The 24,297-nt window shown below is 69.2% G+C and carries 25 protein-coding genes; 11 read left to right on the top strand and 14 right to left on the bottom strand.

Going from position 1 to position 24,297, the window contains the following annotated elements; translation table 11 throughout:
- Window positions 1-75: 75 nt before the first annotated feature.
- Together AC6I9V_RS00415 and pepN are read left to right on the top strand one after the other, a co-directional pair.
- Window positions 76-1,095 carry a YeiH family protein gene (locus AC6I9V_RS00415; protein ID WP_497900215.1) on the top strand — a complete coding sequence of 340 codons (1,020 nt, stop codon included), beginning with the start codon at window positions 76-78 and terminating at the stop codon, window positions 1,093-1,095.
- A gap of 54 nt (window positions 1,096-1,149) precedes the next feature.
- The gene (gene pepN / locus AC6I9V_RS00420) at window positions 1,150-3,759 is read left to right on the top strand and encodes an aminopeptidase N (protein WP_497897933.1); all 2,610 of its coding nucleotides are present in this window, start codon (window positions 1,150-1,152) and stop codon (window positions 3,757-3,759) included.
- A gap of 604 nt (window positions 3,760-4,363) precedes the next feature.
- On the opposite strand, the gene lplAB is transcribed toward pepN, so the two are convergent.
- From lplAB to AC6I9V_RS00445, 5 genes are all read right to left on the bottom strand, one after another.
- Window positions 4,364-5,470 (bottom strand): lipoate-protein ligase LplAB, encoded by a 1,107-nt coding sequence (gene lplAB / locus AC6I9V_RS00425; RefSeq protein ID WP_497897934.1) that lies wholly within the window; start codon window positions 5,468-5,470, stop codon window positions 4,364-4,366.
- Window positions 5,471-5,581: 111 nt separating this feature from the next.
- Window positions 5,582-5,839, bottom strand: a complete 258-nt coding sequence (locus tag AC6I9V_RS00430; RefSeq protein ID WP_056739465.1) for a type B 50S ribosomal protein L31 — start codon at window positions 5,837-5,839, stop codon at window positions 5,582-5,584.
- Between the two features lie 162 nt (window positions 5,840-6,001).
- Entirely contained in the window at window positions 6,002-6,811 is an 810-nt protein-coding gene (locus AC6I9V_RS00435; RefSeq protein WP_497897935.1) for a TrmH family RNA methyltransferase, read from the bottom strand.
- Window positions 6,812-6,818: 7 nt separating this feature from the next.
- Window positions 6,819-7,604: a sulfite exporter TauE/SafE family protein gene (locus tag AC6I9V_RS00440; RefSeq protein ID WP_497897936.1), complete on the bottom strand. Its 786-nt coding sequence runs from the start codon at window positions 7,602-7,604 to the stop codon at window positions 6,819-6,821.
- Window positions 7,605-7,622: 18 nt separating this feature from the next.
- Window positions 7,623-8,408 (bottom strand): ABC transporter ATP-binding protein, encoded by a 786-nt coding sequence (locus AC6I9V_RS00445; RefSeq protein ID WP_497897937.1) that lies wholly within the window; start codon window positions 8,406-8,408, stop codon window positions 7,623-7,625.
- A gap of 133 nt (window positions 8,409-8,541) precedes the next feature.
- Between AC6I9V_RS00445 and serB the strand changes: the two genes are divergently transcribed.
- Window positions 8,542-9,432 (top strand): phosphoserine phosphatase SerB, encoded by an 891-nt coding sequence (serB, locus tag AC6I9V_RS00450; protein WP_497897938.1) that lies wholly within the window; start codon window positions 8,542-8,544, stop codon window positions 9,430-9,432.
- A 99-nt stretch (window positions 9,433-9,531) separates the two neighbouring features.
- Here serB and AC6I9V_RS00455 read toward each other — a convergent pair whose 3' ends face one another.
- The 3 genes from AC6I9V_RS00455 to fabG form a co-directional block, all read right to left on the bottom strand.
- A complete protein-coding gene (locus tag AC6I9V_RS00455; RefSeq protein ID WP_349414166.1) occupies window positions 9,532-10,290 on the bottom strand; it encodes an SDR family oxidoreductase in 759 nt (252 codons plus the stop codon).
- Window positions 10,291-10,718: 428 nt separating this feature from the next.
- Window positions 10,719-11,138, bottom strand: a complete 420-nt coding sequence (locus tag AC6I9V_RS00460) for an Hsp20/alpha crystallin family protein (RefSeq protein WP_497897939.1) — start codon at window positions 11,136-11,138, stop codon at window positions 10,719-10,721.
- Between the two features lie 111 nt (window positions 11,139-11,249).
- Window positions 11,250-11,975, bottom strand: coding sequence for a 3-oxoacyl-ACP reductase FabG (gene fabG / locus AC6I9V_RS00465; protein WP_349414169.1), 726 nt, complete (start codon window positions 11,973-11,975; stop codon window positions 11,250-11,252).
- 151 nt (window positions 11,976-12,126) lie between these two features.
- Here fabG and AC6I9V_RS00470 point away from each other — a divergent pair, with 151 nt between their 5' ends.
- From AC6I9V_RS00470 to AC6I9V_RS00485, 4 genes are read left to right on the top strand one after another with little or no spacing between them, the layout of a single operon-like run.
- The gene (locus tag AC6I9V_RS00470; protein WP_497897940.1) at window positions 12,127-12,582 is read left to right on the top strand and encodes a DUF3099 domain-containing protein; all 456 of its coding nucleotides are present in this window, start codon (window positions 12,127-12,129) and stop codon (window positions 12,580-12,582) included.
- A complete protein-coding gene (locus tag AC6I9V_RS00475; protein ID WP_497897941.1) occupies window positions 12,579-12,830 on the top strand; it encodes a hypothetical protein in 252 nt (83 codons plus the stop codon). Before AC6I9V_RS00470 ends, AC6I9V_RS00475 begins: the two co-directional genes overlap by 4 nt.
- Entirely contained in the window at window positions 12,831-13,718 is an 888-nt protein-coding gene (locus AC6I9V_RS00480; protein WP_497897942.1) for an SURF1 family cytochrome oxidase biogenesis protein, read from the top strand.
- A gap of 11 nt (window positions 13,719-13,729) precedes the next feature.
- A complete protein-coding gene (locus AC6I9V_RS00485) occupies window positions 13,730-14,197 on the top strand; it encodes a YbaK/EbsC family protein (protein WP_497897943.1) in 468 nt (155 codons plus the stop codon).
- Between the two features lie 272 nt (window positions 14,198-14,469).
- Here AC6I9V_RS00485 and AC6I9V_RS00490 read toward each other — a convergent pair whose 3' ends face one another.
- On the bottom strand, window positions 14,470-16,068 hold the full coding sequence (locus AC6I9V_RS00490) for an ABC-F family ATP-binding cassette domain-containing protein (RefSeq protein WP_349414175.1): 1,599 nt from the start codon (window positions 16,066-16,068) through the stop codon (window positions 14,470-14,472).
- A 334-nt stretch (window positions 16,069-16,402) separates the two neighbouring features.
- On the opposite strand from AC6I9V_RS00490, the gene AC6I9V_RS00495 reads away from it, so the two are divergent.
- From AC6I9V_RS00495 to AC6I9V_RS00505, 3 genes are read left to right on the top strand one after another with little or no spacing between them, the layout of a single operon-like run.
- Window positions 16,403-17,098: a biotin transporter BioY gene (locus AC6I9V_RS00495; RefSeq protein WP_497897944.1), complete on the top strand. Its 696-nt coding sequence runs from the start codon at window positions 16,403-16,405 to the stop codon at window positions 17,096-17,098.
- Window positions 17,095-17,868 carry an energy-coupling factor ABC transporter ATP-binding protein gene (locus tag AC6I9V_RS00500; protein ID WP_497897945.1) on the top strand — a complete coding sequence of 258 codons (774 nt, stop codon included), beginning with the start codon at window positions 17,095-17,097 and terminating at the stop codon, window positions 17,866-17,868. The genes AC6I9V_RS00495 and AC6I9V_RS00500 overlap by 4 nt, the downstream gene beginning before the upstream one ends.
- The gene (locus tag AC6I9V_RS00505; RefSeq protein ID WP_497897946.1) at window positions 17,865-18,515 is read left to right on the top strand and encodes an energy-coupling factor transporter transmembrane component T family protein; all 651 of its coding nucleotides are present in this window, start codon (window positions 17,865-17,867) and stop codon (window positions 18,513-18,515) included. The genes AC6I9V_RS00500 and AC6I9V_RS00505 overlap by 4 nt, the downstream gene beginning before the upstream one ends.
- Before the next feature lie 425 nt (window positions 18,516-18,940).
- Here AC6I9V_RS00505 and AC6I9V_RS00510 read toward each other — a convergent pair whose 3' ends face one another.
- The gene (locus AC6I9V_RS00510; protein ID WP_497897947.1) at window positions 18,941-20,167 is read right to left on the bottom strand and encodes a thiolase family protein; all 1,227 of its coding nucleotides are present in this window, start codon (window positions 20,165-20,167) and stop codon (window positions 18,941-18,943) included.
- 10 nt (window positions 20,168-20,177) lie between these two features.
- The gene (locus tag AC6I9V_RS00515) at window positions 20,178-21,611 is read right to left on the bottom strand and encodes a class I adenylate-forming enzyme family protein (protein WP_497897948.1); all 1,434 of its coding nucleotides are present in this window, start codon (window positions 21,609-21,611) and stop codon (window positions 20,178-20,180) included.
- A gap of 58 nt (window positions 21,612-21,669) precedes the next feature.
- On the opposite strand from AC6I9V_RS00515, the gene ypfJ reads away from it, so the two are divergent.
- Entirely contained in the window at window positions 21,670-22,554 is an 885-nt protein-coding gene (ypfJ, locus tag AC6I9V_RS00520) for a KPN_02809 family neutral zinc metallopeptidase (protein WP_349414185.1), read from the top strand.
- Between the two features lie 122 nt (window positions 22,555-22,676).
- On the opposite strand, the gene AC6I9V_RS00525 is transcribed toward ypfJ, so the two are convergent.
- From AC6I9V_RS00525 to AC6I9V_RS00535, 3 genes are all read right to left on the bottom strand, one after another.
- Window positions 22,677-23,009 carry a metal-sulfur cluster assembly factor gene (locus tag AC6I9V_RS00525; protein WP_146337626.1) on the bottom strand — a complete coding sequence of 111 codons (333 nt, stop codon included), beginning with the start codon at window positions 23,007-23,009 and terminating at the stop codon, window positions 22,677-22,679.
- A 13-nt stretch (window positions 23,010-23,022) separates the two neighbouring features.
- Window positions 23,023-23,820 (bottom strand): Fe-S cluster assembly ATPase SufC, encoded by a 798-nt coding sequence (gene sufC, locus AC6I9V_RS00530; RefSeq protein WP_146337627.1) that lies wholly within the window; start codon window positions 23,818-23,820, stop codon window positions 23,023-23,025.
- 114 nt (window positions 23,821-23,934) lie between these two features.
- Window positions 23,935-24,294, bottom strand: a complete 360-nt coding sequence (locus tag AC6I9V_RS00535) for a non-heme iron oxygenase ferredoxin subunit (protein ID WP_349414187.1) — start codon at window positions 24,292-24,294, stop codon at window positions 23,935-23,937.
- Between the last annotated feature and the right edge of the window lie 3 nt (window positions 24,295-24,297).

A 24,297-nucleotide genomic window follows, 5' to 3' on the forward strand; every position in this document is an offset into this window, starting at 1 on the left:
TTGTGGCTCACGCTGCGGTGTTTGGGCGGCGCGTAGGGCAAGGTTGACGGCGTGCCTCCTCTCCGCCGCTTTTCCTTGCCGCAGACGTCCGGCCGGCTGCAGGCTCTTCCCGCACTGCTGCCCGGTCTGCTCGCCTGCGCCGCCGCCGTCGGGACCGCCCTCGCCGTCCACACCCTGCTGCCCGCACTGCCGGCCATGACCGTGGCGGTCCTGCTGGGGCTGCTGGCCGCGAACCTGCCCGGAGTGTCCGGCTGGAGCGCCGGTCCCGGCCGGGCCGGCCTGGACTTCGCCGGCAAGCACCTGATGCGCGCCGGGATCGTGGTGCTGGGGCTCAAGGTCAGTGTGCTGGAGGTGCTGGGCCTGGGCTGGCCCGCCCTGTTGCTGATCACCGGGGTGGTGCTGGCGGCGTTCGCGGGCACCTACGGCATCGGACGGCTGTTCCGGCTGCCGCCGCACATCTCGCTGCTGATCGCCACCGGCTTCGCCATTTGCGGGGCCTCCGCGATCGGGGCGATGGCAGCCGTCCGGCGGATCCGGCAGCAGGACACCGTGCTTCCGATCGCGCTGGTCACGCTCTGCGGCACCCTCGCCATCGGCGTCCTGCCACTGCTCATCGGCCCGCTGGGGCTCGGCCCGGAAACCTTCGGGGCGTGGGCCGGGGCCTCGGTGCACGACGTCGGGCAGGTGGTCGCCACCGCCCAGACCGCGGGGGCCTCGGCGCTCGCGGTCGCCGTGATCGTCAAGCTCACCCGGGTGCTGCTGCTCGCCCCCATGGTCGCCGCGGCGGGCATCCACCACAGGATCGGGTCCGACGCCGGTGGCCGGCTCCCGCCGGTGGTGCCTTTGTTTGTGGTCGGCTTCATTGCCATGGCGGCCCTGCGGAGCGCCGGCTGGCTCTCCCCCGGAGCGCTCGGGGCCGCCGCCGTGCTGCAGGACCTGCTGCTGGGCATGGCGCTGTTCGGACTTGGGTCGGCCGTCCGGGTGGGGCAGTTGCTGCGGACCGGAACCCGGGCCGTGCTCGCGGCCCTGGCCTCCTGGCTGCTGATCGCGGCCCTCGGGCTGGCCGCCGCCGTCGTCCTCGTCCCCGGCCGCTGAGCGGCGGGCCGGATTCCGGGCCGCTGTCGGTTCCGTCCGTGATTAGATAGCGGGGTGTCGAACCAGAACCTGAGCCGTGACGAAGCGGCAACCCGCTCAGCCCTGATCACCACCCACAGCTACGACGTGTCCCTTGACGTCCGGCAGGCGGCCGATCCCGGCGTCGCGGGCTATACCAGCCGCAGCGTGATCAACTTTTCCGCCAGCGAACCCGGCTCCTCAACGTTCCTGGACTTCATCAGTGAATCCGTGCACAGCGTCTTCCTCAACGGCAAGGGCCTGCCCGTGGCCGACGTGGTGGACGGCTCCCGGATCCGGCTGGAGAACCTGCAGGCCGAGAACCAGGTCACGGTCACGGGAACGGCCTTATTCAGCACGTCCGGTGAGGGCATGCACCGCTTCTTCGACCCCGCCGACGGCCAGTGCTACCTCTACACGCAGTACGAGCCTGCGGACGCGCGGCGCGTCTTCGCGAACTTCGAACAGCCCGACCTCAAGGCCGAGTTCACCTTCCACGTGATGGCCCCGTCCGAGTGGCAGGTCTCCTCGAACGGCGTCGAGTCCCTCCGCACCCAGCTGACCAGCGACCCGGCCACGAGCCGGTGGGATTTCGCCGCCACCAAGCCGATGTCCACCTACATCACCACCGTCCTCGCGGGCCCGTACTTCAGGGCCGAGGACACCTGGCGCGGGAGCCTCGCGGACGGCACCGTGCTGGAGGTGCCGCTGGCTCTCTTCTGCCGGGCCTCGATGGCGCCCTCCTTCGACGCGGAGGAACTGTTCCGGCTGACCAGGAACGGCCTGGACTTCTTCAACGACCTCTTCGACTACCCGTACCCGTGGGGGAAGTACGAGCAGGCCTTCGTGCCCGAATACAACCTCGGCGCCATGGAGAACCCGGGGCTGGTGACGTTCACCGAAAGCTACGTCTTCACCTCCCGCGCCGCCGACTCGCAGTACCAGGGCCGCGCCAACACCCTGCTGCACGAGATGGCGCACATGTGGTTCGGCGACCTCGTCACGATGCAGTGGTGGGATGACCTGTGGCTCAAGGAGTCGTTTGCGGACTACATGGGCACCCTGGGCGTGGACCGGACCACGGACTGGGACACGGCCTGGGTGAACTTCGCCAACAACCGCAAGGCCTGGGCCTACGTCCAGGACCAGCTGCCCACCACGCACCCGATTGTCGCCGACATCCCGGACCTCGAAGCCGCCAAGCAGAACTTCGACGGGATCACCTACGCCAAGGGCGCGTCCGTGCTCAAGCAACTGGTGGCCTATGTGGGCTTCGACGCGTTCATTGCCGGCTCCCGCCGGTATTTCCGTGACCACGCGTACGGCAACACCACCCTGGCGGACCTGCTGGCGGCATTGAGCGCCGCCTCCGGCCGCGACCTTGCCGCCTGGGCCCGGCAGTGGCTGCAGACGTCCGGCATCTCGACCCTCACCACGGAGATCGAGGAGCGCAACGGCGCCCTGGCCACGGTGTCCGTGGTCCAGCACGCCGAGGATCCGATCACCGGCCGGCAGGAGCCGCGGCCGCACCGGCTGCGCATCGGTCTGTACAACTTCGACGACGCCGGCGCCCTGGTCCGCACCGACAGTGTGGAGACCGACGTCGACGGCGGACGCACCGACGTCGGCCAGCTCGCAGGCAAGGACCGGCCGGCACTGCTGCTGGTCAACGACGAGGACCTCAGTTACGCCAAGGTCCGGCTCGACCCGCAGTCCGAGGCGACGGTACGCCGCTCCCTGGGCGTGATCAGCGACCCGATGGCGCGGGCCCTGTGCTGGACCGCGCTCTGGGATTCGGCCCGGGACGCTGCCACCCCAGCGGCCCAATACGTCGAGGCGGTGCAGCGCTTTGCCCCCATCGAACAGGGCATCGGGGTGCTCCTGAACGTCCTCGGCAACGCGGGAACGGCGATCGAACGCTATGTGCCGGCGGCCCGGCGGGACGACGTCCGCAGCCGTTTCCTCGACGCGGCCGCCGCGGAACTCCGGAACGCGGCGCCCGGCTCCGACCAGCAGCTGGCCTGGGCGCGGACCGTTGCCGCCACCAGCCGCTTCGACGCCGGCCAGCTTGGCCTGCTCAGGGGCCTGCTGGATGGCAGCACCGTGATCGAGGGGCTCTCCGTTGACGCGGAACTCCGGTGGAACCTCTGGCACGCGATCGCAGCCCACGGCCAGGACAAGCCCGAGGAACTGGACACCGAACTGGCCCGCGACAATACCGCTTCGGGCAAGTCCGGGCACGCCACGGCCCTCGCCGCGCGGCCGGACCCGAAGGTCAAAGCCGAAGCCTGGGACGCCGCCGTGCACGGCACGGCACTGTCCAACCAGCTGCTCAGCGCGACCATTTCGGGTTTCAACACGGCCCCGGCGGAACTGCTGGCGGGCTACGTGGAGCCCTACTTTGAGTGCCTCGAGCAGGTCTGGGCGGACCGCAGCATCGAGATCGCCAGCCGGATCGTCCGCGGCCTCTACCCCGCAGGGCAGGACCTGGCGGGCCCGGGTGCGATGCCGGTAGAGCACCCGGTGATCGCCCGGACGGACGCGTGGCTCGCTGAGCACGCGGCCGCGCCGCGGGCGCTGCGCCGGATCATCATCGAACAGCGCAGCCAGTTGCTGCGCGCGCTCACGGCCCAGGCCGCGGGGTAGCCCCTATCGACTTCGCCGCATAAGCCAGTCTTGGGTCATGCGGCCACTTGTGGCGAACGGACGAGGTGCGGCGCCCCGGGGCGCCGCACCTGACGCGAATGGCCGATAAATGGGTGGGTATAGCGGCCACTTGCGGCGAATCGACGAAGGATGCCCGCCCGCGCTTGGCGCGGCCCCCCGGACTGCAGTCCGGGGCGCCCATCTGACGCACATGGCCGCCAAGCTGCAGTCCGGGGCGCCCATTTGACGCGAATGGCCGCTAAACGGGTGGGTGAAGCGGCCACTTATGGCGAATCGACGCAGGATGCCAGCCCGCCCCTGGCGCGGCCCCCAACTGCAGTCCGGGGTGCCCATCTGACGCACATGGCCGCTAAACGGGTGGGCATAGCGGCCACTTGTGGCGAATCGACGAAGAGCGCCGCCTGCCCAGGGCGCCCTTCTGACGCGAATGGCCGCCAAGCTGCAGTCCGGGGCGCCTATCTGACGCGAATGGCCGCCGGGCAGCAGCCGGGGCGCGCTTTTCTGACGCACATGGCCGCTAAACGGGTGCGTGAAGCGGCCACTTGTGGCGTATCGACGCAGGATGCCGCCCGCCCTGGGCGCCCTACGGGACCCGGTGCAGCCATTCTGCGGTGCCGAACTTGGTCTCCACCCGCCTGCGCGCGGCGTCGAGTTCGGCCTCGGTGAGTTCCGCCGTCGTCGCCCCGTAGCGCTCGGTGAAGACCTCCATCATCGCCGCGACGATCTCGGCCCGGGCCAGGCCGGTCTGCCGGCGCAGCGGGTCGACGCGTTTCTTGGCGCTGGTGGTGCCCTTGTCCGAGAGTTTTTCTTTGCCGATCCGCAGCACCTCCACCATCTTGTCCGCGTCGATGTCGTAGCTCATGGTGACGTGGTGCAGCATGCCGCCGTTGGCGAGCCGCTTCTGGGCGGCGCCGCCGATCTTGCCGTGCTCGGTGGCGATGTCGTTCAGCGGCACGTAGAACGCGCTGATGCCCACCTTTTCCAGCGCCGCCATCACCCACGCGTCCAGGAAACCGTAGGAGTCGGCGAAGCTGATGCCATCCACGAGGGTCTGCGGCAGGTACAGCGAGTAGGTGATGCAGTTGCCGGCCTCCATGAACATGGCGCCGCCGCCGCTGATCCGGCGGACCACGCTGATCCCGTGCCGGCTGACGCCGTCGGGGTGGACCTCGTTGCGGACGGACTGGAAACTGCCGATCACCACGGACGGTTCCTCCCAATCCCAGAACCGCAGTGTCGGGTTGCGCCGGCCGGCACCGACCTCTTCGGTGAGGACTTCGTCGAGTGCGACGTTCACGTGCGTGGGCAACACCGAGGGTCCGATGATGTTCCAGTGGTGGTCGCCCCAGCCGGTGGCTTTGGCCAGGGCGCGCCGGACCGCGATCGCGACCGCGCCGGCGGAGAAGCCGAACAGCACCGCGTCCTCCGGCAGCGCCGCGGTGACGGCCGCCGCAAGGTCGGCCGCGCCGGCGTCGACGGGCAGCCCGGTGAGGCTGCGGTTGATGTCCAGGAGCGCCTCGTCTGGCTCCAGGAAGAAGTCCCCGCTGATCGAGACGTGCGCCAGGACGCCGTCGACGACGTCGAGGTCGGCGACCACGAGTTTCCCACCGGGGACCTTGTACTCGCCGTGGCGGCGGAGGCCGTCCTCGTCTGCGCTGCCGGAACCGGGGACGGAGGGAAGGGTTGTCATGCCCTTAATCCTGCCACGGGGCGCCGGCGCGGGTTCGCACAAGGCCCGGGACGCGAAAAGCCCGCACCGTTGCCGGTGCGGGCTTTTCCAAAAGACCTTGGGAGCAGAAGGTTACTTCTTGCCGCCGAAGCCCTTGAAGCGAGCGTTGAAGCGCTCGACGCGGCCTGCAGAGTCCATGATGCGCTGCTTGCCCGTGTAGAACGGGTGGGACTCGGAGGAGATTTCGACGTCGATGACCGGGTAGGTGTTTCCGTCTTCCCACTCGATGGTCTTCGAGGAAGACACGGTGGACTTGGTCAGGAACTTGACGCCGGAAGCCAGGTCGTTGAAAACAACAGCTTCGTACTTCGGGTGGATATCAGACTGCATAATTGGACCTTTGTTCGCGCAACTGGATTTTGCCAGCTGCCAGGTATGAGTGGGATGGCTGTCCGGCGCCGAAAGGCGCAGCACGGCCAGCTACCCATCATAGCCGAGATCCGCCGGCCCGACGAACCGGCCCGCATGCGGTCCACCGCCGGCTTTGGGGCATCAGCCGCGGTGCCGCAGTTCCCAGAACGCGACGGCGGAGGCGGCCGCCACGTTGAGCGAATCGACGCCGGGTCGCATGGGGATCTTCACGGCGAGGTCGACGGCGGCGAGGGTCGCCTCGCTCATTCCGGCACCCTCGGTGCCGAGCACCAGTGCCAGCTTCTCGGGGTTTCGGGCCGCGAGGACGTCGACGTCGACAGCGTCCTCGGTCAGCTCCATCGCGGCCACCAGGAAGCCGTGCTCCTGCAGCACTGCCAGTGAGCCCGGCCAGTCCTCGAGCCGGGCCCACGGGACCTGGAACACGGTGCCCATGCTGACGCGGACGCTGCGCCGGTACAGCGGGTCGCCGCAGCGCGGGGTCACCAGCACGGCGTCGAGGCTCAGCGCGGCGGCCGAGCGGAAGATCGCGCCGACGTTCGTGTGGTCCACGATGTCCTCGAGGACGGCGATCCGGCGGGCACCGGCGAGCAGTTCCGGCAGCGGAACGGACGCGGGGCGGTGCATGGCGGCCATCGCGCCGCGGTGCAGGTGGAAGCCGGTGATCTCCTCCAGCAAAGCGGCGGACCCGATGTAGGCCGGCACGTCCGGATACTGCTCGAATACATCCGCGAGGTCCGGGAGCCATCTCTCCGCCAGGAAGAAGGACCGCGGACGGTGCCCGGCCGCGAGGGCACGGCGCAGCACCCGGGAAGACTCCGCGATGTACATACCTTCGGCGGGTTCGCGGAGCTTGCGCAGGTGCACGTCGGTCAGCTGGGTGTAGTCGGCGACGCGCGGGTCGTCCGCGGATTCGAGGTGATGGAAGCTCACGGTCGGCTCAGTTCAGCAGTTTGGCGATCATAAAGCCCAGCGCCACCAGGCCCAGGGTGAAGATGACGCCGCGCAGCACCGTCGGGGAGAGCCGCCGGCCCACCCTGGCGCCGATCAGGCCGCCGATCAGCGAGCTGACGGCGATCAGACCGACGGCGGTCCAGCTGATCCGGTCAAAGGCGAACAGCAGGTAGGACACGGCAGCCACAATATTCACACCCAGGACCAGGATGTTTTTCATGGCGTTGGCGTTTTGCATGGTCCCGGCCATAAAGACTCCCAGGATGCCCACCAGAAGGATGCCCTGCGCCGCCACGAAGTAGCCGCCGTAGACGCCGGCGAGGTAGACCAGCACCACGAGCAGGACGCCGTGCTGCTTGTCCCGGATGGCGTGCTCCGGGTTCTGCTCCCGGGTCTGCACCCAGCGCTGGAGCCGGGGCTGGAACACGACCATCAGCAGGGCCACCACAATCAGGGCAGGTGCCGCGTATTGGAAGACCATCTCCGGCAGGTGCAGCAGCAGGTAGGCGCCGGTGACGCCGCCGAGCAGCGATGCCGGCAGCAGCTTCAGCAGCTGGTTGCGGCGCCCGGCGAGCTCCTTGCGGTAGCCCCAGGCGCCGGCCGCACTGCCGGCCACGAGGCCCATGGCGTTGCTGATCGAGGCGGTGACCGGCGCGAAGCCGAGTGCGATCAGCACCGGGAAGGTCACCAGCGTGCCGGAACCCACCACGCTGTTGATGGTGCCGGCCCAGAGCCCGGCGAAGAAAATGAAGACGCTGCTGAGGAACTCCACGCGCTGTCAGTGGTCCCTTCAGCGGCGGGCGGTGGCGGTGTAGCGGCCGCCGGAGACGTTGACATCCAGGTCCACACCGAACGTCGCGCTGAGGTTCTCCGCGGTCAGCACCGCCTCCAGCGGGCCGGAGGCGACCACGCCGCCGTCGCGCATCAAGAGGGCGTGGGTGAAGCCCGGCGGGACTTCTTCCAGGTGGTGCGTGACCAGCACGATCGCGGGGGCGGCCTCGTCGCGGGCCAGTCCGCTGAGCCGGTGGACGAGGTCTTCGCGGCCGCCCAGGTCGAGGCCGGCGGCGGGCTCGTCGAGCAGCAGCAGTTCCGGGTCCGTCATGAGCGCGCGGGCGATCTGCACACGCTTGCGTTCCCCCTCGGAGAGCGAGGCGAACGGGCGGTTCAGCAGCGGGCCCATCCCCCACTCGTTGAGCAGGGCGAAGGCGCGGCGTTCGTCGTCCTTCTCGTAGCCCTCGCGCCAGCGGCCGGTGACCCCGTAGGCGGCGGTCACAACGACGTTGAGGACCTTCTCGTGCTCGGGAATCTGGTTGGCCAGGGCGGCCGAGGACAGGCCGATCCGCGGCCGGAGTTCGAAGACGTCAACGGCGCCGAGGATCTCTTCGAGGATCCCGGCCATTCCGGACGTGGGGTGCAGGCGGGCGGCGGCCACCTGCAGCAGAGTGGTCTTGCCGGCGCCGTTGGGGCCCAGGATCACCCAGCGCTCGCCCTCCTTGACCTGCCAGTCGACCTTGTCGAGGAGCGTTTTCGCCCCACGCACAACGCTGACGGCGGCCATTTCAAGAACATCACTCATAGGAGTAGACACTAGGACAAAAAAGCGGACGACTGATAACCGGGCCGGGCGCCCGGCGGCGGTCCCCGTGGCCCGCGTCACCGGAGCGAAACCAATTCCGGTCCGCCCCGGCCCGCTCGCTAGGATTGAGGCCATGAGTTCGAACGTGACCGCGGTCAGCTACGGCATCAATTTGTCCCCTTCCCAAGTTGAGCAGGTGCGCCGGTCACTGGCCGGGGCGGGGTTGGCCCTGGGCTCCGAAAATACTGCCGGCGACGGCCGCTACTCCGTCTATTCCGTGGACTGCACGCTCCCGGGCGCCCTTACCTCCGCCGGGCTGGCCGAGCTCCGCCGGAGCATCGCCGGAATCGACGGGGTGGACATAGCCGTTGTTCCCGCCGTGCTGCGGCGGGCCCCGCGGAAGTTCCTGATCATGGACGTTGACTCAACCCTGATCAAACAGGAGGTCATTGAACTGCTGGCCGCCTATGCGGGCAAACGCGAGGAAGTCACGGCCGTGACCGAGGCGGCCATGCGGGGCGAGCTGGACTTCGCGCAGAGCCTGCACGCCCGGGTGGCGGTGCTCGCCGAGCTGCCGGCCGACGTCGTCGATTCCGTCCGCGCCGAGGTGACACTGAGCGACGGCGCCGCCGAACTGGTGGCCGCCTTCAAGGCGGCCGGGCACGCGGTGGCAGTCGTCTCGGGCGGCTTCAACCAGGTCCTGCGCCCGATTGCGGAGCGGCTGGGGCTGGACCACTGGATCGCCAACGAGCTGGAAATTTCCGACGGCGCCCTGACGGGCAAGGTGGTGGGCGACGTCGTGGACCGTGCCGCCAAGGAGAAGTACCTGCGCGAGTGGGCGGCCGCCGAGGGCATCCCTATGGAGCACACCATTGCGGTGGGCGACGGCGCCAATGACCTGGACATGCTCGGCGCCGCCGGGATCGGCGTCGCGTTCAACGCCAAGCCGGCCGTCCGGGCCGCGGCAGACGCCGCTATCAACATGTCCTACCTGGACGCCGTCCGGCACATCGCCGGGGTCTGAGCTTAACGGCCGCGCACCCGGGCGGCGCCTTAACGCCGGATGGCGCCCGGCGGCAGCGTTTGTGAGGAACGCTGGCGCCAGGTGCCATCGCGGCGCGGCCTAGTTGGTGCCGCCGGCCTTGTCGAAGTAGTCGGCGCCGCCGACGTATTCGGTGTGGCCGGTCTCGACGTCGGCGGTGGCCATCTTGGCGACCTCCGCGGCGAATTCCCTGACCGAGTAGAGCTTGCCGGCCTCGGCACGACGGGCCTCGATGGCGCCCGGGTTGGAGCGGTCCAGCAAGGTGGCCGTGACGGTGCCCTCGATCATGTCGCCGGAGACGACGACCAGGGAGATCCCCTTCTCGGCGAGGCTCGGCACGTGCTCGCGGAGCGCGTCTTCGCCGGCACGCTTGCTGCGGGCGACGGGCTCATATTCGGGCATGGTGGGGACAGTCTCGATGAAGTGCGCCTGGTGGCTGGTCACAAACACCACACGCGAGCCCTCGGGCATCAGCGGCACTGCGGCGTTGAGCATGTTGACCTGGGCGTCGCGGTTGAGCTTGAGGGCGTAGCCCTCTTCCATGCCGGATTCCATGCCGCCCGAGGCGTTGAGGACCAGCAGATCCAGCGAGCCGAAGTTTTCCATCGCGGCGCTGGCGAGGGCCTGGACGCCTTCCTGCGTGGTCAGGTCCGCGCCGACAGCCGCGGCGCGGCCACCGGCGGCCTCAATCTCGGCGACCACTTTGTTCGCGCGCGGGGCCTTCTGGCGGTAATTGACGACGACGGCGGCACCCTCCGCGGCGAGGAATTTTGCCACCTCGGCGCCGATGCCGCGCGATGAACCGGTAACGATGGCGGTCTTGTTGTCCAGCAATCCCATTCGAGCTCCTTTGTTCCAAACGTCCAAATACTGTTGGGTCTGCTGTCCATCATGCCAGCGCCCCGCGGCATTTCAGTTGTTCGGGATCCACAAAGAAGGCGGACGGGCCTAGTTTAGGGACGGTTGCGGAGAGGGCCGACGTCGAACCTTGGGTGCGGGACGGGGCGGCTAGAGCCGGGAACGCCGGAGTGTCACGCGGGAGCAGGTCGCCGGTCGACGCTCCGCCTCTGGGCATGCCCATCCGGCGACGCTGCCAAAGGACATATTCAGTAAATGTCCATTGCACGCTTTGAGGAATGAGCATGCCCATCGGGGTGGGCGGCCAGGGCTGAGCATGTCCGCTGTCGGACCGTGAAGAATGGGCATGCCCATCCGGCGGCCCGGTGAAAGGCCGCCCAACTGCGCGAACGCAGCTCAAACGGTCCGGACTAGCCCCGGTCGACCCGGATCTTCTTGCTCGGCTCCCCCGGCGCTGCCAACGGGGCCGGCGCCCGGACCTCGAGGACCCCGTCCTTGTAGCTGGCGGTAATGTCTTCCTCTTTGGCTCCGGCCGGCAGGGCGATACTGCGCACGAAGGAGCCGTAGCGGAACTCCGAGCGGTAGCCGTTTTTGCTCTTGTGCTCGGACTTTTCCTCGCGTTCGGCCCTGATGTGCAGCATGCCTTCACTGACCGATACGTCGACGTCTTTGTCGGGATCGATGCCGGGAACCTCGGCCCGCACCACCAAGGTATTGCCGTCCTGGAACTGCTCGACCTTGATGGTCGACGCCATTGTGAGGTCGCCGTCGAGGAAGCGGCGGACAGGCTCCAGCATGTCCGACGGCGCCCACTTGCTGAGATCAGCCATGATCAAAATCCTCCTGGGTCCATGCCCCTGCCGTTGCGAGGTGAGGGGCTGTGCCTCCATTACACGCCCCCGCCCGCGGCCCCGCCTAGGGCCAAAGGCCCGGTCCGGCCCCTAGTGGCCCATGCCCAGGCCGCCGTCGACCGGGATCACCGCGCCGGAGATGTAGGCGGCCTCGTCGCTCGCGATCCAGCGGACGACGTCGGCGACCTCTGACGCCTCGGCGAAGCGGCCCGCGGGAACCTTGGACAGGTAGTCCTTCTGCGTGGCCTCCGGAAGTTCGGCGGTCATGTCCGTGTTGATGAAGCCCGGCGCCACCACATTGGCGGTGATGCCGCGGCCGCCGAGTTCGCGGGTGAGCGAGCGGGCAATGCCAACCAGGCCGGCCTTGGAGGCGGAGTAGTTGATCTGGCCCGGGGCGCCGTATAGGCCGGAAACGGAGGAAATCAGCACCACCCGTCCCTTGCGTGCCCGGATCATGCCCTTGGACGCGCGCTTGATCACACGGAAGGCGCCGGTGAGGTTGGTGTCGATCACCGAGGTGAAGTCATCCTCGCTCATGCGCATCAGGAGGGTGTCCTTGGTGATGCCGGCGTTGGCCACCAGCACCTCCACGGGGCCGTGCGCCGCTTCGACTTCGGCGAAGGCCGCGTCCACGGAAGCTTCGTCCGTGACGTCGGCTTTGACGCCCAGAATGCCCTCCGGCAGGGTGGCCGCGCTGCGGTAGGTGACGGCAACCTTGTCGCCGTTGGCGAGGAAGGATTCGGCGATGGCGAGGCCGATGCCCCGGTTGCCGCCGGTGATGAGGACGCTGCGGCCGGTGGACGTTGCTTCAGTCATGGTGGACTCCGGTTTCTGCGGCGGGCTCGCACCGCGGGTGGGGGCTGGATTTTCCTGCCTCCGATCTTAGCCTCCGGCGCCAGCCTGCCCCGCGTCGGTGACCGCGCTGTTTGGGCGCCTCCGCTGATGGTGAGAGAATCGAAGCAAGCCTATGGAGCGTGATCTGACAGCCGTGACTAACAAGAACCGACCCGGTGAGCGGACGTCCGGGGAGGACTCCGGCGACACCGAGGTCCACAGCATTACCGACGCCGCCGCCGCGCACTCGGAAGAGATGCGCCAGCGGATGGTCAAGTACGCCGTGGCCATGGGCATCCGCATGGTCTGCCTGGTCCTGGTTTTTGTGGTGGACGGCTGGTTCAAAATCATTCCCGTGATCGGGGCCGTCTTCCTGCCCTGGTTTGCGGTGGTGATCGCCAACGGCAGCGACCACGCCGAAGTCCACAGCGACTCGCTGATCGACTTCGTGCCGATGGGCGAGCTGGACGCGCCCCGGGACGAGGGAACGGCCGGCCAGGGCCCGCCATCGGCGGACGCGCCCATCACCCTGCTGCAGGGCGAGCTGATTGACGACGACGACGAGGACCACAGGCAGGCTGCTTCATGAACCTTTTTGACCTCGCCGGCGCCGCCGCCCCGGCGGCTGCGATGTGCTCCCGCAAGGCCTGCCGCGCCGACGCCGAATGGCAACTGCTGTGGAACAACCCCAAAATCCACACCCCGGAGCGCCGCAAAAGCTGGCTCGCCTGCCCTGACCACCGCGCCTGGCTGGAGGACTACCTGCAGACCCGGGGCCTGTGGAAAGAGACACTGCCGTTGTCCGCCGCCGACGGCGACGCAGGCAGGGCCGGCTGAATGTACCGGTTCCTGTTCTCCAGCAAGTGGCTGGGCTACCTGCTTTTGGCCGCCATTTTCGCGACCGCCTGCGTGTTCCTGGGCCGCTGGCAGATGGACCGCCGGGCGGAAACCCTGGCGGAAATCAACCGCGTGGTCTCCAACTATTCCGCCACTCCGATTCCCTTCGCCGCCGCCCGGGACCAGTTCCTCCAGCTCGACGCCGAGCGTGAGTGGACGCAGGTGGAGCTGCACGGCAGCTACGACACCGCCGGCCAGCGCATTGTCCGCAACCGCCCGCTCAACGGCCAGCCAGGCTACGAGGTGGTGGTCCCGTTCAAGCTCGAGTCGGGCGAGACGGTGGTGATTGACCGCGGCTGGCTGCCGATCGGCAACAAGACCCCCGGCAGCCCCGACTCGGTGCCGGCCCCGCCGGCCGGACCCGTCACCGTGGTGGCCAGGCTCAAACATTCGGAGCCGGAACTGCAGCGCGGCGCCCCGGACGGGCAGCTCGCCTCGATCGATCTGGCCGCCTACTCCGCCCAGCTCGGGTACCCCGTCCTCACCGGCGCGTACGGCCAGCTGGCCTCCGAAACCCCTGCGGCGGCGGAGATGCCGGTCGGATTCCCCAAGCCCTCCACCGAGGAGGGCACACACCTGTCCTACTCGCTGCAGTGGTTCGCGTTCGGTGTGCTGATGTTCGTCGGCTTCGGCTACGCGGCACGGCAGCAGGCACGTAACGCCGAGATCGATGCGGAGGACGCCGGGGACTACGAGAGCCAGCCCGACGGCGACGGGTACCTGCACGCCAGCAACCCGGCGGCCCGCCGTCGTCCCGTCCCCCGCAAGCGGAAGAACGCCACCGCGGAGGAAGAGGAAGACGCCATCCTCGACGCCCAGGGATTCTGAAGGAGCACACCATGGACCCCGACGCCGTAGCGAACGTCCGGCGCGCGCTGCTCGCGGCCGGCTCGGCCGACACCGTCGCCGTTTTTGAGACGCAGGTGCCGACCGCAGCTGCCGCCGCGGCTGCTTTGGGTTGCGACGTCGCGGCGATCACCAACAGCCTGGTCTTCGACGTCGACGGCGTCCCCCTGCTGATTCTGGCCAGCGGCGCGGCCCGGGTCGACACCGGCAAGGTGGCCGCGCAGCTGGGGTCGGGCAAGATCCGCCGCGCAACGCCCGATTTCGTCCTGGCCCACACCGGCCAGCGAGTCGGCGGCGTAGCCCCGATAGGACACCCGGAGAAAATCAGGACAATCCTGGACCAGTCCCTCAAGACCCATGAGCTCCTCTGGGCCGGCGCCGGCGACCACAACTCCATGTTCTCCATCACCTACCAGGACCTCCACCGCATCACGGACGCCCAAGAAATGCCCGTCCGCTAGCCTCGCGGCGCGCGGCGACCCACATCGGTTAGCCACGAATGGCCGCTAAACCGAACCGGTTAGCGGCCGTTCGCGTCAGATGGATAAGCCCGGTGCCAGACGTGGGTGGTTAAGGCGACGAAGACGTGACCGCGAACCCAATAGCGACATCGCCGCAAGCGCCGAACGCGGTTCATTTGCGTAGCGTGCGTCTAAGCGAGGAACGAGCGAGCACGCGGCAAATGTAGCGCGTGAGACGCGAAGGCGAGTGCGGCGCGAGCCTGAGCCGCGGCCTACGCCAGCGTGATGAGGTCCAGGTAGTCCTCGTTCCATAGGTCCTCGACGCCATCAGGCAACAACACCACGCGCTCCGGATTAAGCGCCTCGACGGCACCTTCGTCGTGGCTGACCAACACCACGGCGCCTGTGTAGTTGCGCAGCGCGCCAAGGATTTCGGAGCGGCTGGCGGGGTCGAGGTTGTTGGTGGGCTCGTCGAGGAGCAGGACGTTGGCGCTGGACGCGACGATCGTGGCCAGGGCGAGCCGGGTCTTTTCGCCGCCGGAGAGCACGCCCGCGGGCTTGTCGACGTCGTCGCCGGAGAATAGGAACGAGCCGAGGATGCCGCGGACCTCGGAATCGTTCATGTCCGGGGCGGCCGAGCGCATGTTCTGCAGCACGGTGCGGTCGACGTCGAGCGTCTCATGCTCCTGCGCGTAGTAGCCCACCTTCAGCCCGTGGCCGGGGATGACCTCGCCGGTGTCCGGTTTGTCGACGCCGGCGAGCATGCGCAGCAGCGTGGTCTTGCCGGCACCGTTGAGGCCCAGGATGACCACCTTGGAACCGCGGTCGATCGCGAGGTCGACGTCGGTGAAGATTTCGAGGGAGCCGTAGGACTTGCTGAGGCCGTCGGCGGTGAGCGGGGTCTTGCCGCAGGGCGACGGGTCCGGGAAGCGCAGGGCGGCGACGCGGTCGTTCTCGCGGACCGCTTCGAGGCCGCCGAGCAGCCGTTCGGCGCGCTTGGCCATGTTCTGCGCCGCGACGGCCTTGGTGGCCTTGGCGCGCATCTTGTTGGCCTGGTCCATCAGGACCTGGGCCTTCTTTTCGGCGTTGGCGCGTTCGCGCTTGCGGGCGCGCTCGTCGGTCTCGCGCTGGGTCAGGTAACGCTTCCAGTCCATGTTGTAGAAGTCGATCTGCGCGCGGTTGGCGTCCAGCAGGAAGACCTTGTTCACCGTGGCCTCGAGCAGCTCGGTGTCGTGGCTGATCACGATCAGGCCGCCCTGGTGGTTCTTCAGGAACTCCCGGAGCCAGGCGATGGAGTCGGCGTCGAGGTGGTTTGTGGGCTCATCGAGCAGCATCGTCTCGGCGTCGGAGTACAGGATGCGGGCGAGCTCCACACGGCGGCGCTGGCCGCCGGAGAGGGTCTTGAGCGGCTGGTTCAGCAGCCGGTCCGGCAGGGCGAGGTTGGAGCAGATCGCCGCGGCCTCGGCCTCAGCTGCGTAGCCGCCGGCGGCCAGGAACTCGGATTCCAGCCGGTCGTAGCGGTTCATGGCCTTGCGCTGGATGGTGGGGTCCTCGCTGGCCATCTCCTCGTGCGCGGTCCGGAGCTTGCCGACGGCGATGTCGAGGCCGCGGGCGGAGAGGATCCGGTCCCGGGCGAGCTGCTCCATGTCCGGCGTGCGCGGGTCCTGGGGCAGGTAGCCGATCTCCCCGCTGCGGGTGACCTTGCCGGCGGCAGGCAGGCCCTCGCCGGCCAGCACGCGGGTCAGTGTGGTCTTGCCTGCACCGTTACGGCCGACGAGGCCGATCTTGTCTCCCTTGTCGATCCGGAAGCTCACCTGGTCCATAAGCAGACGGGCGCCGGCGCGCAGTTCGAGATCCTGGACGGTAATCAATGCAGCTAAGGCCTTTCACAACGGGGAACGCCGCGGCACAACGGATGGAAATTGGACGGGGCCGGGGCGGTGTGGCCGAGAGGACGGCCCCTACCAGTCTACCGGCAGCTCCCCCGGCGGCTGACATCGCGGAAGGCCGCGGAAGGCCGCGGACGACGGCGGAGCTGCCCGGCGCTTCGGTCTCCCGTCCGGGTGTCTATTGGCGGGGTGGTCCAGCTGCGGGGCCGCGGTTTAGTGGAAGCCCTACAAAATGCCTGCGTTGCCGTCGCCGTATCGTCGGAAGTGAGACCCGCACGCCCTGCCGCGTGCCCACCTTTTTCGTGACAGGACAACCATGAGCAAGACTGAGAGCAGCGCCGCCGCCGGAACCACCGCCGCAACCGGCCCCGGGACCGGCTCCTCCCCCGCCACCGGCCGCCCGGGCCGCCGCCGGCGCTGGAACGCGACCGACCTCGGTCTGATCGCCGTGTTCGCCGCCCTCGTTGCGGTGTCCGCCGTCGTTCCCGCCATCCCGGTCGGGGCGCTCGGCGTGCCGATCACCGTCCAGACCCTTGCCGTTATGCTCACCGGCCTCGCCCTCGGACCCGGCCGGGCCTTCGCCGCCGTCGGGCTCTACGTGCTGCTGGGACTTGCCGGGCTGCCCATCTTCAGCAACGGCCGCGGCGGCCTCGGTGTGCTGGCCGGCCCCTCCGCCGGCTACATCCTGGCGTTCCCGCTCGCGGCCGCCGCCGTGGGCTGGCTCGCCGCCGTCGTCCTCCGCCGCACCACGGGGAAAGTCCGGGCCCTGGCCCTGTTCGCCGCGGCGATGGCCGGGAGCATCATCTTCGTCCACAGCCTTGGCATCCTGGGCCTGATGGTGAACGCCCGGCTGGAGCTGTCCAAGGCCTTCCTCGCCGATCTGGCCTTCTACCCGGGCGATGTGATCAAGAACATCCTGGCCGTGAGCGTCGCGCTGGCCCTGCACAAGGCCTTCCCCGATCTGCTGGTGCGCCGTGCCCGCCCGGCCGACGAGCCCACACCCCCCGCATGAGCATTGTCTTCGACCGCGCCGCGGTCCGGGTGGCGGTTGACGGCCGGCCGGACCCCAAAACGCTGCTGGAACCGGTGTCCCTGTCGCTGACCGAGCACCGGATCGGCGTCATCGGGGCTAACGGCTCGGGGAAATCCACACTGCTGCGGATGGTCAACGGCCTCGTCCCGCCCTGTTCCGGCACGGTGACGGTGCACGGAGCCGACACGGTCCGCGGCGTCCGCGCGGTCCGGCGGCGGGTCGGGTTTGTCTTCACCGACCCCCTCGCGCAGCTCGTGATGCCCACCGGGCGCGAGGACGTGGAACTGTCCCTGCGCCGCTCGGTGCGGAACCCGCGTGAGCGGCGCGCACAGGCGGAGGCGGTGCTGGACCGTTTTGGCCTGCTGCCGCTGGCGGACCAGAGCGTTTACGAGCTTTCCGGCGGTGAACGCCAGCTCGTGGCCCTCGCCGCGGTGCTGGCCGTGGACCCGGACATCCTGGTCCTCGACGAACCGTCCACACTGCTGGACCTGCGGAACCGGGAACTGCTACGCCGCACCCTCGCGGGCCTGGATCAGCAGATCATCCTGTCCACACACGACCTCGAGCTCGCCCTCGATCTCGACCGCGTGCTGGTAGTGGACGCCGGGAGGATCGTGTTCGACGGCGTCCCGGCCGCCGCCGTCGGGCACTACCGGGCGCTGTGCGCGGCGGAACCTGCCCCAGCCCCGCCGGCCGCCGGGGAGTCGGTCGCCGGGGATTCGGTCTTCGGGGATTCGGCGCGGCCATGAGGGGGCATGGCTTCCTGCTGTCCAACTACGTGCCGGGAAGGTCGCCGGTGCACCGCGCCCCGTTGTGGCTGAAGTTCCTGCTGGTGCTGGCGTGCGGGATGGCGTCGTTCCTGGTGGCCGACTGGGCCGCGGCTGCCGCGGGGCTCGGGCTGCTGTGCGGGGTGTACCTGTTCAGTGGGGCCGGGCTGCGCCGGCTGGTGCGGGCCGTCCGTCCGGTGCTGCCGGTACTCGCCGTGATCGGGCTGTACCAGTGGTGGCAGCTCGGCGGCGCCCCGGCCGCGAGGATTGTGCTGAACATCCTGATTTGCGTGGTGGCTGCGTCAATCCTCACCGCCACCACGCCGGTCCAGGCGCTCTTGGATGGTGTCGCCTCCCTGGCCCGGCCGTTCCGCCGTTTCGGCGCCGACCCTGAACGGTTTGCGCTCACGATTGCGATCATGCTTCGGAGTATCCCCTTCATCGCGGGCGCCTATGCCGATGTCCGTGATTCCGCCCGGGCTCGGGGGCTGGACCGGAACCCCCGGGCCCTGGTGCTGCCGGTGTTCATCACCACAGTCGCGTTCGCCCGCCAGACCGGCGACGCCCTGGCGGCCCGGGGCCTGGGCGAGGCTGAGGAGCTTGACGACCCTGAGGCCCGGCGAGGCTGAGGAGCTTGACGGCCCCGAGGCCCGGCGAGGCTGAGGACCCGGAGGGCTAAGGGGCTGCTGCCGGCCAACGTACAAGTTCACCGGACAAGCCCGTCCCTGCGCCCCGCCGACGAGCATGCCCATCCCTGCCCACATGGAGCGGACATATACGCACTATGTCCACGCCTGCGGCTGAAGGATGGGCATGTCGGTCCTGGCGGTGCGGCATGTCCAATTTTGCAGCCGGGGACGGGGCATGTTCCAACGCGCAAGTTCACCGGACATGCCCGTCCCTGCGCCCCGCCGACGAGCATGCCCATCCCTGGCCACATGGAGCGGACATATACGCACTATGTCCACGCCTGCGGCCGAAGGATGGGCATGTCCCTCCGCGCTCGCCGAGCAAGTCCAACCCCCGAGCCAGGGAATGGACATGTCCGTGGGGGCTAGTGGAAGGAGCGGTACTCGAACAGTGCGGCGGTCCCCATTCCGCCGGCGATGCTGATCATGGCCAGCGCCAGCTTGTCGTCCAGGGGGTCGCGGCGGGCCTGGGCCAGCAGCCGGGTGACCAGCACGGCGCCGGATGCTCCGTAGGCGTGGCCCAGGGCGAGGGCGCCGCCGTCGAGGTTGACGCGGTGCGGGTCGATCTTCAGCTGGTCGAGGCAGGCCAGCACCTGCGCCGCGAACGCCTCGTTGAACTCGATGAGGCCAAGGTCCCGCGCCGAAACGCCGGTGGCCGTCAGCAGACGGTCAGCCGCCACGGCCGCTCCCATCCCCAGCAGTGCCGGTTCCACGCCCGCCGTGCCGGTTCCGAGCAGCACGAGGCCGTCGCGGGCGCCGAGCGCTTTCGCCCGCGCCAGGGAGGTGACCACGACGGCGGCGGCCCCGTCCGCGTCGAAGCAGGAGTTTCCTGCGGTCACCGTCCCGCCCGGAACGAAGGCAGCCGGGAATCGGGCCAGCACCGCGGGCGTGAGGGACTGCCGCGGGCCGTCGTCGGCGCGCACCGGCCCCGATGCGACGGGCAGCGGCACCGTTTCGGCCGCGAAGGTGCCGTCCGCGGCGGCGCCGAGCGCCCGGCGGTGGCTCCGCAGCGCGTAATCGTCCTGCCGTTGCCGGGCAATGCCGAAGCGGGCCGCGACGTTTTCGGCCGCCACCCCCATATCCGGATCGCCATGGCTGTCGGGCGCGAACCGGGCACGGCGGAAGAACCGCGGCGCACCGTCGGGACCTGGCCGGGCCCGCAGCGGGGCCGTGCTGATGCTCTCCACCCCGCCGGCGAGGAACACATCTCCGCTGCCCGGACCCCCTCCCACACTGCCGCCGGCGGCAATCAGCCGGCAGGCCAGGGCGATCGCATCCAGGCCGGAACCGCACTGCCGGTCCACAGTCAGGCCCGGAATGCTCACGGGCAGGCCCGCTTCCAGGGCCGCCAGCCGGGCGACGTTGCCGCCGCCGCCCACGGCGTTGCCGATCACCACGTCCGCCACCTGGCCGGCCGCGACTCCGGTGTCGCCGAGCAGGCGGCGCAGCACCGGGGCCAGCAGTTCGTGGGCGTCCAGGGACTTCAGGGCGCCGTGGGCGCGGCAGAGCGGGGTGCGGAGCGCGGCGATGATTACGGGCTGCCGGTCCGCCGGCAGCCCGGCGCGGCGCACCCCGCCCGGCGTAGCACTCACGTCCGGAACCTCAGCCAAGGCGCCGCAGCCGTGGATCACCGCGGGCAATCCAGTCGAGCAGGAGCGGGCGGCTGATTTTGCCGCGGTCCGTGAGGGGCAGCTCGGCCAGCAGGTAGTACTCCAGCGGCCGCTTGTTCCGGGCCAGGACATCCTCGACGCCGGTCCTCAGCTGGGTGCCGGTCACGCCGCCGTGGGCGGGCAGCACCGCCGCAACCACGCGCTGGCCCCGGAGCTCGTCGGCCATACCGGCGGCGACCACGGCCGCGACCCCGGGCACGGAGGCGAGGGCCAGTTCCACCTCGTGCGGGTAGACGTTGGTGCCGGCGGTGAGGATCATGTCCGAGCGGCGGCCCAGCAGGTGCAGGACGCCGTCGCAGAGGTAGCCCTGGTCGCCGACGGTGTACCAGCCGGCGACGCACTGCAGTGCCTCGCCGTCGTCGCCCCAGAGGTATCCGTCGCTGATCATGCCGCTGCGGACATAGACGGTGCCGTCAGCCCCGTCCGGAACCGGGGCGCCGTCGACGTCGAGGATGCTGAGCTCGACGCCGGGGAACGGGCGGCCGATTCCCGTGCCGCCCGCCGCGGGGGCAGCGCCGGGCTGGAGCCCGGCGCCTGCGACGAAGCTGAGCTCCGCGGCGCCGTAGTACTCGAAGATGGTGGCGTTGGGCGCCCACCGGCGTGCCGCCTCGACGGTCCGGGCGTCGAGCTTGGAGCCGGCGCAGATGATGCTCCGCACCCCGGAGGCGTCAACGCCGCCGGCCAGGCCGCGTTCGCTGAGCAGCCGGAGCATCGTCGGGACCAGCACCAGGCGGGTGATGCCGTCGTGGCTGACCGCGGCATGCGCGGCCCCGACGTCGAACTGTGCCAGCGTGTGGAACTCGGAGCCGGCGTACAGGCACTCGGCCAGGGCGTAGAGGTTGAGGCTGGCGGCGAGCGGACCTGGCGCGAGCGTCCGGTCCCCCGGGCGCAGGCCGAAGAACTCCACGGAGGAGTCGAAGGACAGCTGCCAGGACCGCCGCGACCGGGTGAAGGCTTTGGGGACCGCGGTGGTCCCGGAGGTGAGCCCGATCAGGAACGGGGTGTCCGGGTCACCGTCGGAGAGTTCGTTTCCCGGCCCGCCGTCGTCCGGGTCGCCGCCGGGGCCGCCGGGGCCGCCGGCGGGGTCAGCCTCCGCGATCCGGGCGGTGAGGGTGTCCCGGAGCTGCTGCGGCCAGGCGGGGTCGAGCACGGCGCAGCGCCGGCCGCCCGCCACGGCCGCGGCGAAGGCGGCCGCGAACCGGGTGGAATTGTGTTCGGCCAGCACCGTGACGGCCGGGGTGGCCGGTACGAGTTCGGCCGCGGCGTCCCGGAGCGCAGCCCAGCTCAGGCGCTGGCCGGCCACAACGACGGCGGTGTCGTCGGGGCGCTCGTCGGCCCAGCGCTGGAGTCTGTCGAGGAAAGGCATCGGATCAACTTTACCGGGCAGGCGCCTATCGGCGGGCGGCAGGGGATATTGTGACAGCATGAGTTTCAATGACAATGTCCAGCTGGATCCCTCGCAGGTCCAGAGCCGCGGCGGCATGGGCCGGGGCACCAAGATCGGCGGCGGCATCGGCGGCGGCATCGTGCTGCTCCTGGCCGCGCTGTTCGGCATCAATCCCGCCCTCCTCGAGGGCCTGACCGGCACCACCCAGGACCAGACGCAGAGCCAGGCCACGGCTCCGGCCTGCAAGACCGGAGCCGACGCCGACGCCAACCTTGACTGCCGGATCGTGGGCACCGTCAACAGCCTGAACGCGTTCTGGCCGGCCTACCTGGCCCAGTATGGCAAGCAGTATCCGCAGCCGAAGACGGTGCTGTTCCGCGGCGCCACCAACACCGGGTGCGGCAGTGCCACCTCGGAGGTAGGTCCGTTCTACTGCCCCGCGGACCAGACCGCGTATTTTGATCCGGGCTTCTTCCAGGAGCTGGTGGACCGCTTTGGTTCCTCCGGCGGCCCGCTGGCCCAAGAGTACGTTGTGGCGCACGAGTTCGGGCACCACATCCAGAACCTGCTCGGCACCATCGACCGCGCCCAGCAGGACCCCCAGGGGCCTGAGTCCGGCGCCGTGCGCACCGAGCTCCAGGCAGACTGCTACGCCGGCCTGTGGGTCCGCTACGCCACCACCACCAAGGACCCCAAGTCCGGCCAGGCGTACCTGGAGCCGCTGACGGACAAGGACCTGCAGGATGCCCTGTCCGCGGCGTCCTCGGTGGGCGATGACCGGATCCAGAAGGCCGCCACCGGCCGGGTCTCCCCGGAGTCGTGGACGCACGGTTCCAGCGCGCAGCGGCAGAAGTGGTTCTACCAGGGCTACAAGACCGGCGACATCAACCAGTGCGACACCTTTAAGGTAGCCACACCGTAATCACATACGACGACGGCGGGCCCACCTCCCAGAGGTGGGCCCGCCGTCTCATGTCAGGGGCCGCCGCCGCCGAGGGTTCCCTGGCCGAAGCGGAGCGAGGCTAGGGAGGCGGTGGGGACGTATCAGATGTTGAAGCCGAGGGCGCGCATCTGGTCGCGGCCGTCCTCGGTGATCCGTTCCGGACCCCACGGCGGCATCCACACCCAGTTCAGGCGCCAGTCGTCGACGATGCCGTCCAGGGCCTTGCCGACCTGCTCCTCGATCACGTCGGTGAGCGGGCAGGCAGCCGTGGTGAGCGTCATATCGATCAGCAGGGCGCCGTCGTCGTCTGAGTACTTGAGGCCGTAGAGCAGGCCCAGGTCAACGATGTTCACGCCCAGTTCAGGATCGATCACATCCTTGAGTGCCTCTTCGACATCCTCGAGGCCCGTGCGGGCCGTATTGATTTCGGTCATGGCGTAGTCCTAACTAGGCCTGTGCTGCGGCGTCGGCGGCAGCGATGGTGGCGGCTCCGGCACCGGGGAGGTAGCGGTCGTAGCCTTCTTCTTCGAGGCGGTCGGCCAGTTCCGGGCCGCCTTCTTCGACGACCTTGCCGTCAACGAACACGTGCACGAATTCCGGCTTGATGTAGCGCAGGATCCGGGTGTAGTGCGTAATCAGCAGGGTGCCCATGTTGCCTTCGGCGTGGGCGCGGTTGACGCCCTCGGAGACAACCTTCAGCGCGTCGACGTCGAGGCCGGAGTCGGTCTCGTCGAGGATGGCGAACTTCGGCTTGAAGAGCTCCAGCTGGAGGATCTCCACGCGCTTCTTCTCGCCGCCGGAGAAGCCTTCGTTGACGTTGCGCTGGGTGAAGTCGGCGTCGATGCGCAGCTGCTCCATGGCGGCCTTGACGTCTTTGGTCCAGGTGCGGAGCTTCGGGGCTTCGCCGTCGATCGCGGTCTTGGCGGTGCGCAGGAAGTTGGTCATGCTGACGCCCGGGACCTCGACCGGGTACTGCATGGCCAGGAACAGGCCGGCGCGGGCGCGCTCGTCGACGCTCATCGCCAGGACGTCCTCGCCGTCGAGCGTGATGGTGCCGCTCGTGACGTTGTAGCGCGGGTGGCCGGCGATCGTGGACGCCAGCGTGGACTTGCCGGAGCCGTTGGGTCCCATAATGGCGTGGGTCTGGCCGGTCTTGATGGTCAGGCTGACGCCCTTCAGGATTTCCTTGGTGCCCTGCTCGGTGTCAATGCTGACGTGCAGGTCCTTGATCTCAAGAGTAGACATGTGTCTTGTTCTCCTCTGCACCGCCGCCTCGGCGGTGCGGTTCTCGTCGATAAGTTTTTTAGGTGGTGCTGGCTGCCGGCCGGGCCGGGGCAGGTGGTGCGTGCCCCGGCGCGGTCAGCTGAAGTTCGGAGCCTCGGCGCCGTTGAGGACGGTGCTGACGTCCACGTAGACGTCGTCACCGAAGATGGTGACGGCAAAGACGGGCACCGGGTCGTAGGCGGGCAGCTGGAGCGGCTGGCCGCTGCGCAGGTCGAACTGTGAGCCGTGGCCCCAGCATTCGATCTTGCAGCCTTCCACTTCGCCCTCGGAGAGCGAGATGTCCGCGTGCGAGCAGGTGTCGCCGATCGCGTGGATCTCCCCCATCGAGTCTTTTACGACCGCTACCGGGTAGTCGTCGATCAGGATGCGCAGGGCCTGCTTGAGCTGGATCTCGCTGGCGCTGCAGACCAACTCGCCCTTGGGCTGTTCCGTCATGTG

The organism is Arthrobacter sp. SlRoot2-15, assembly GCF_059739345.1.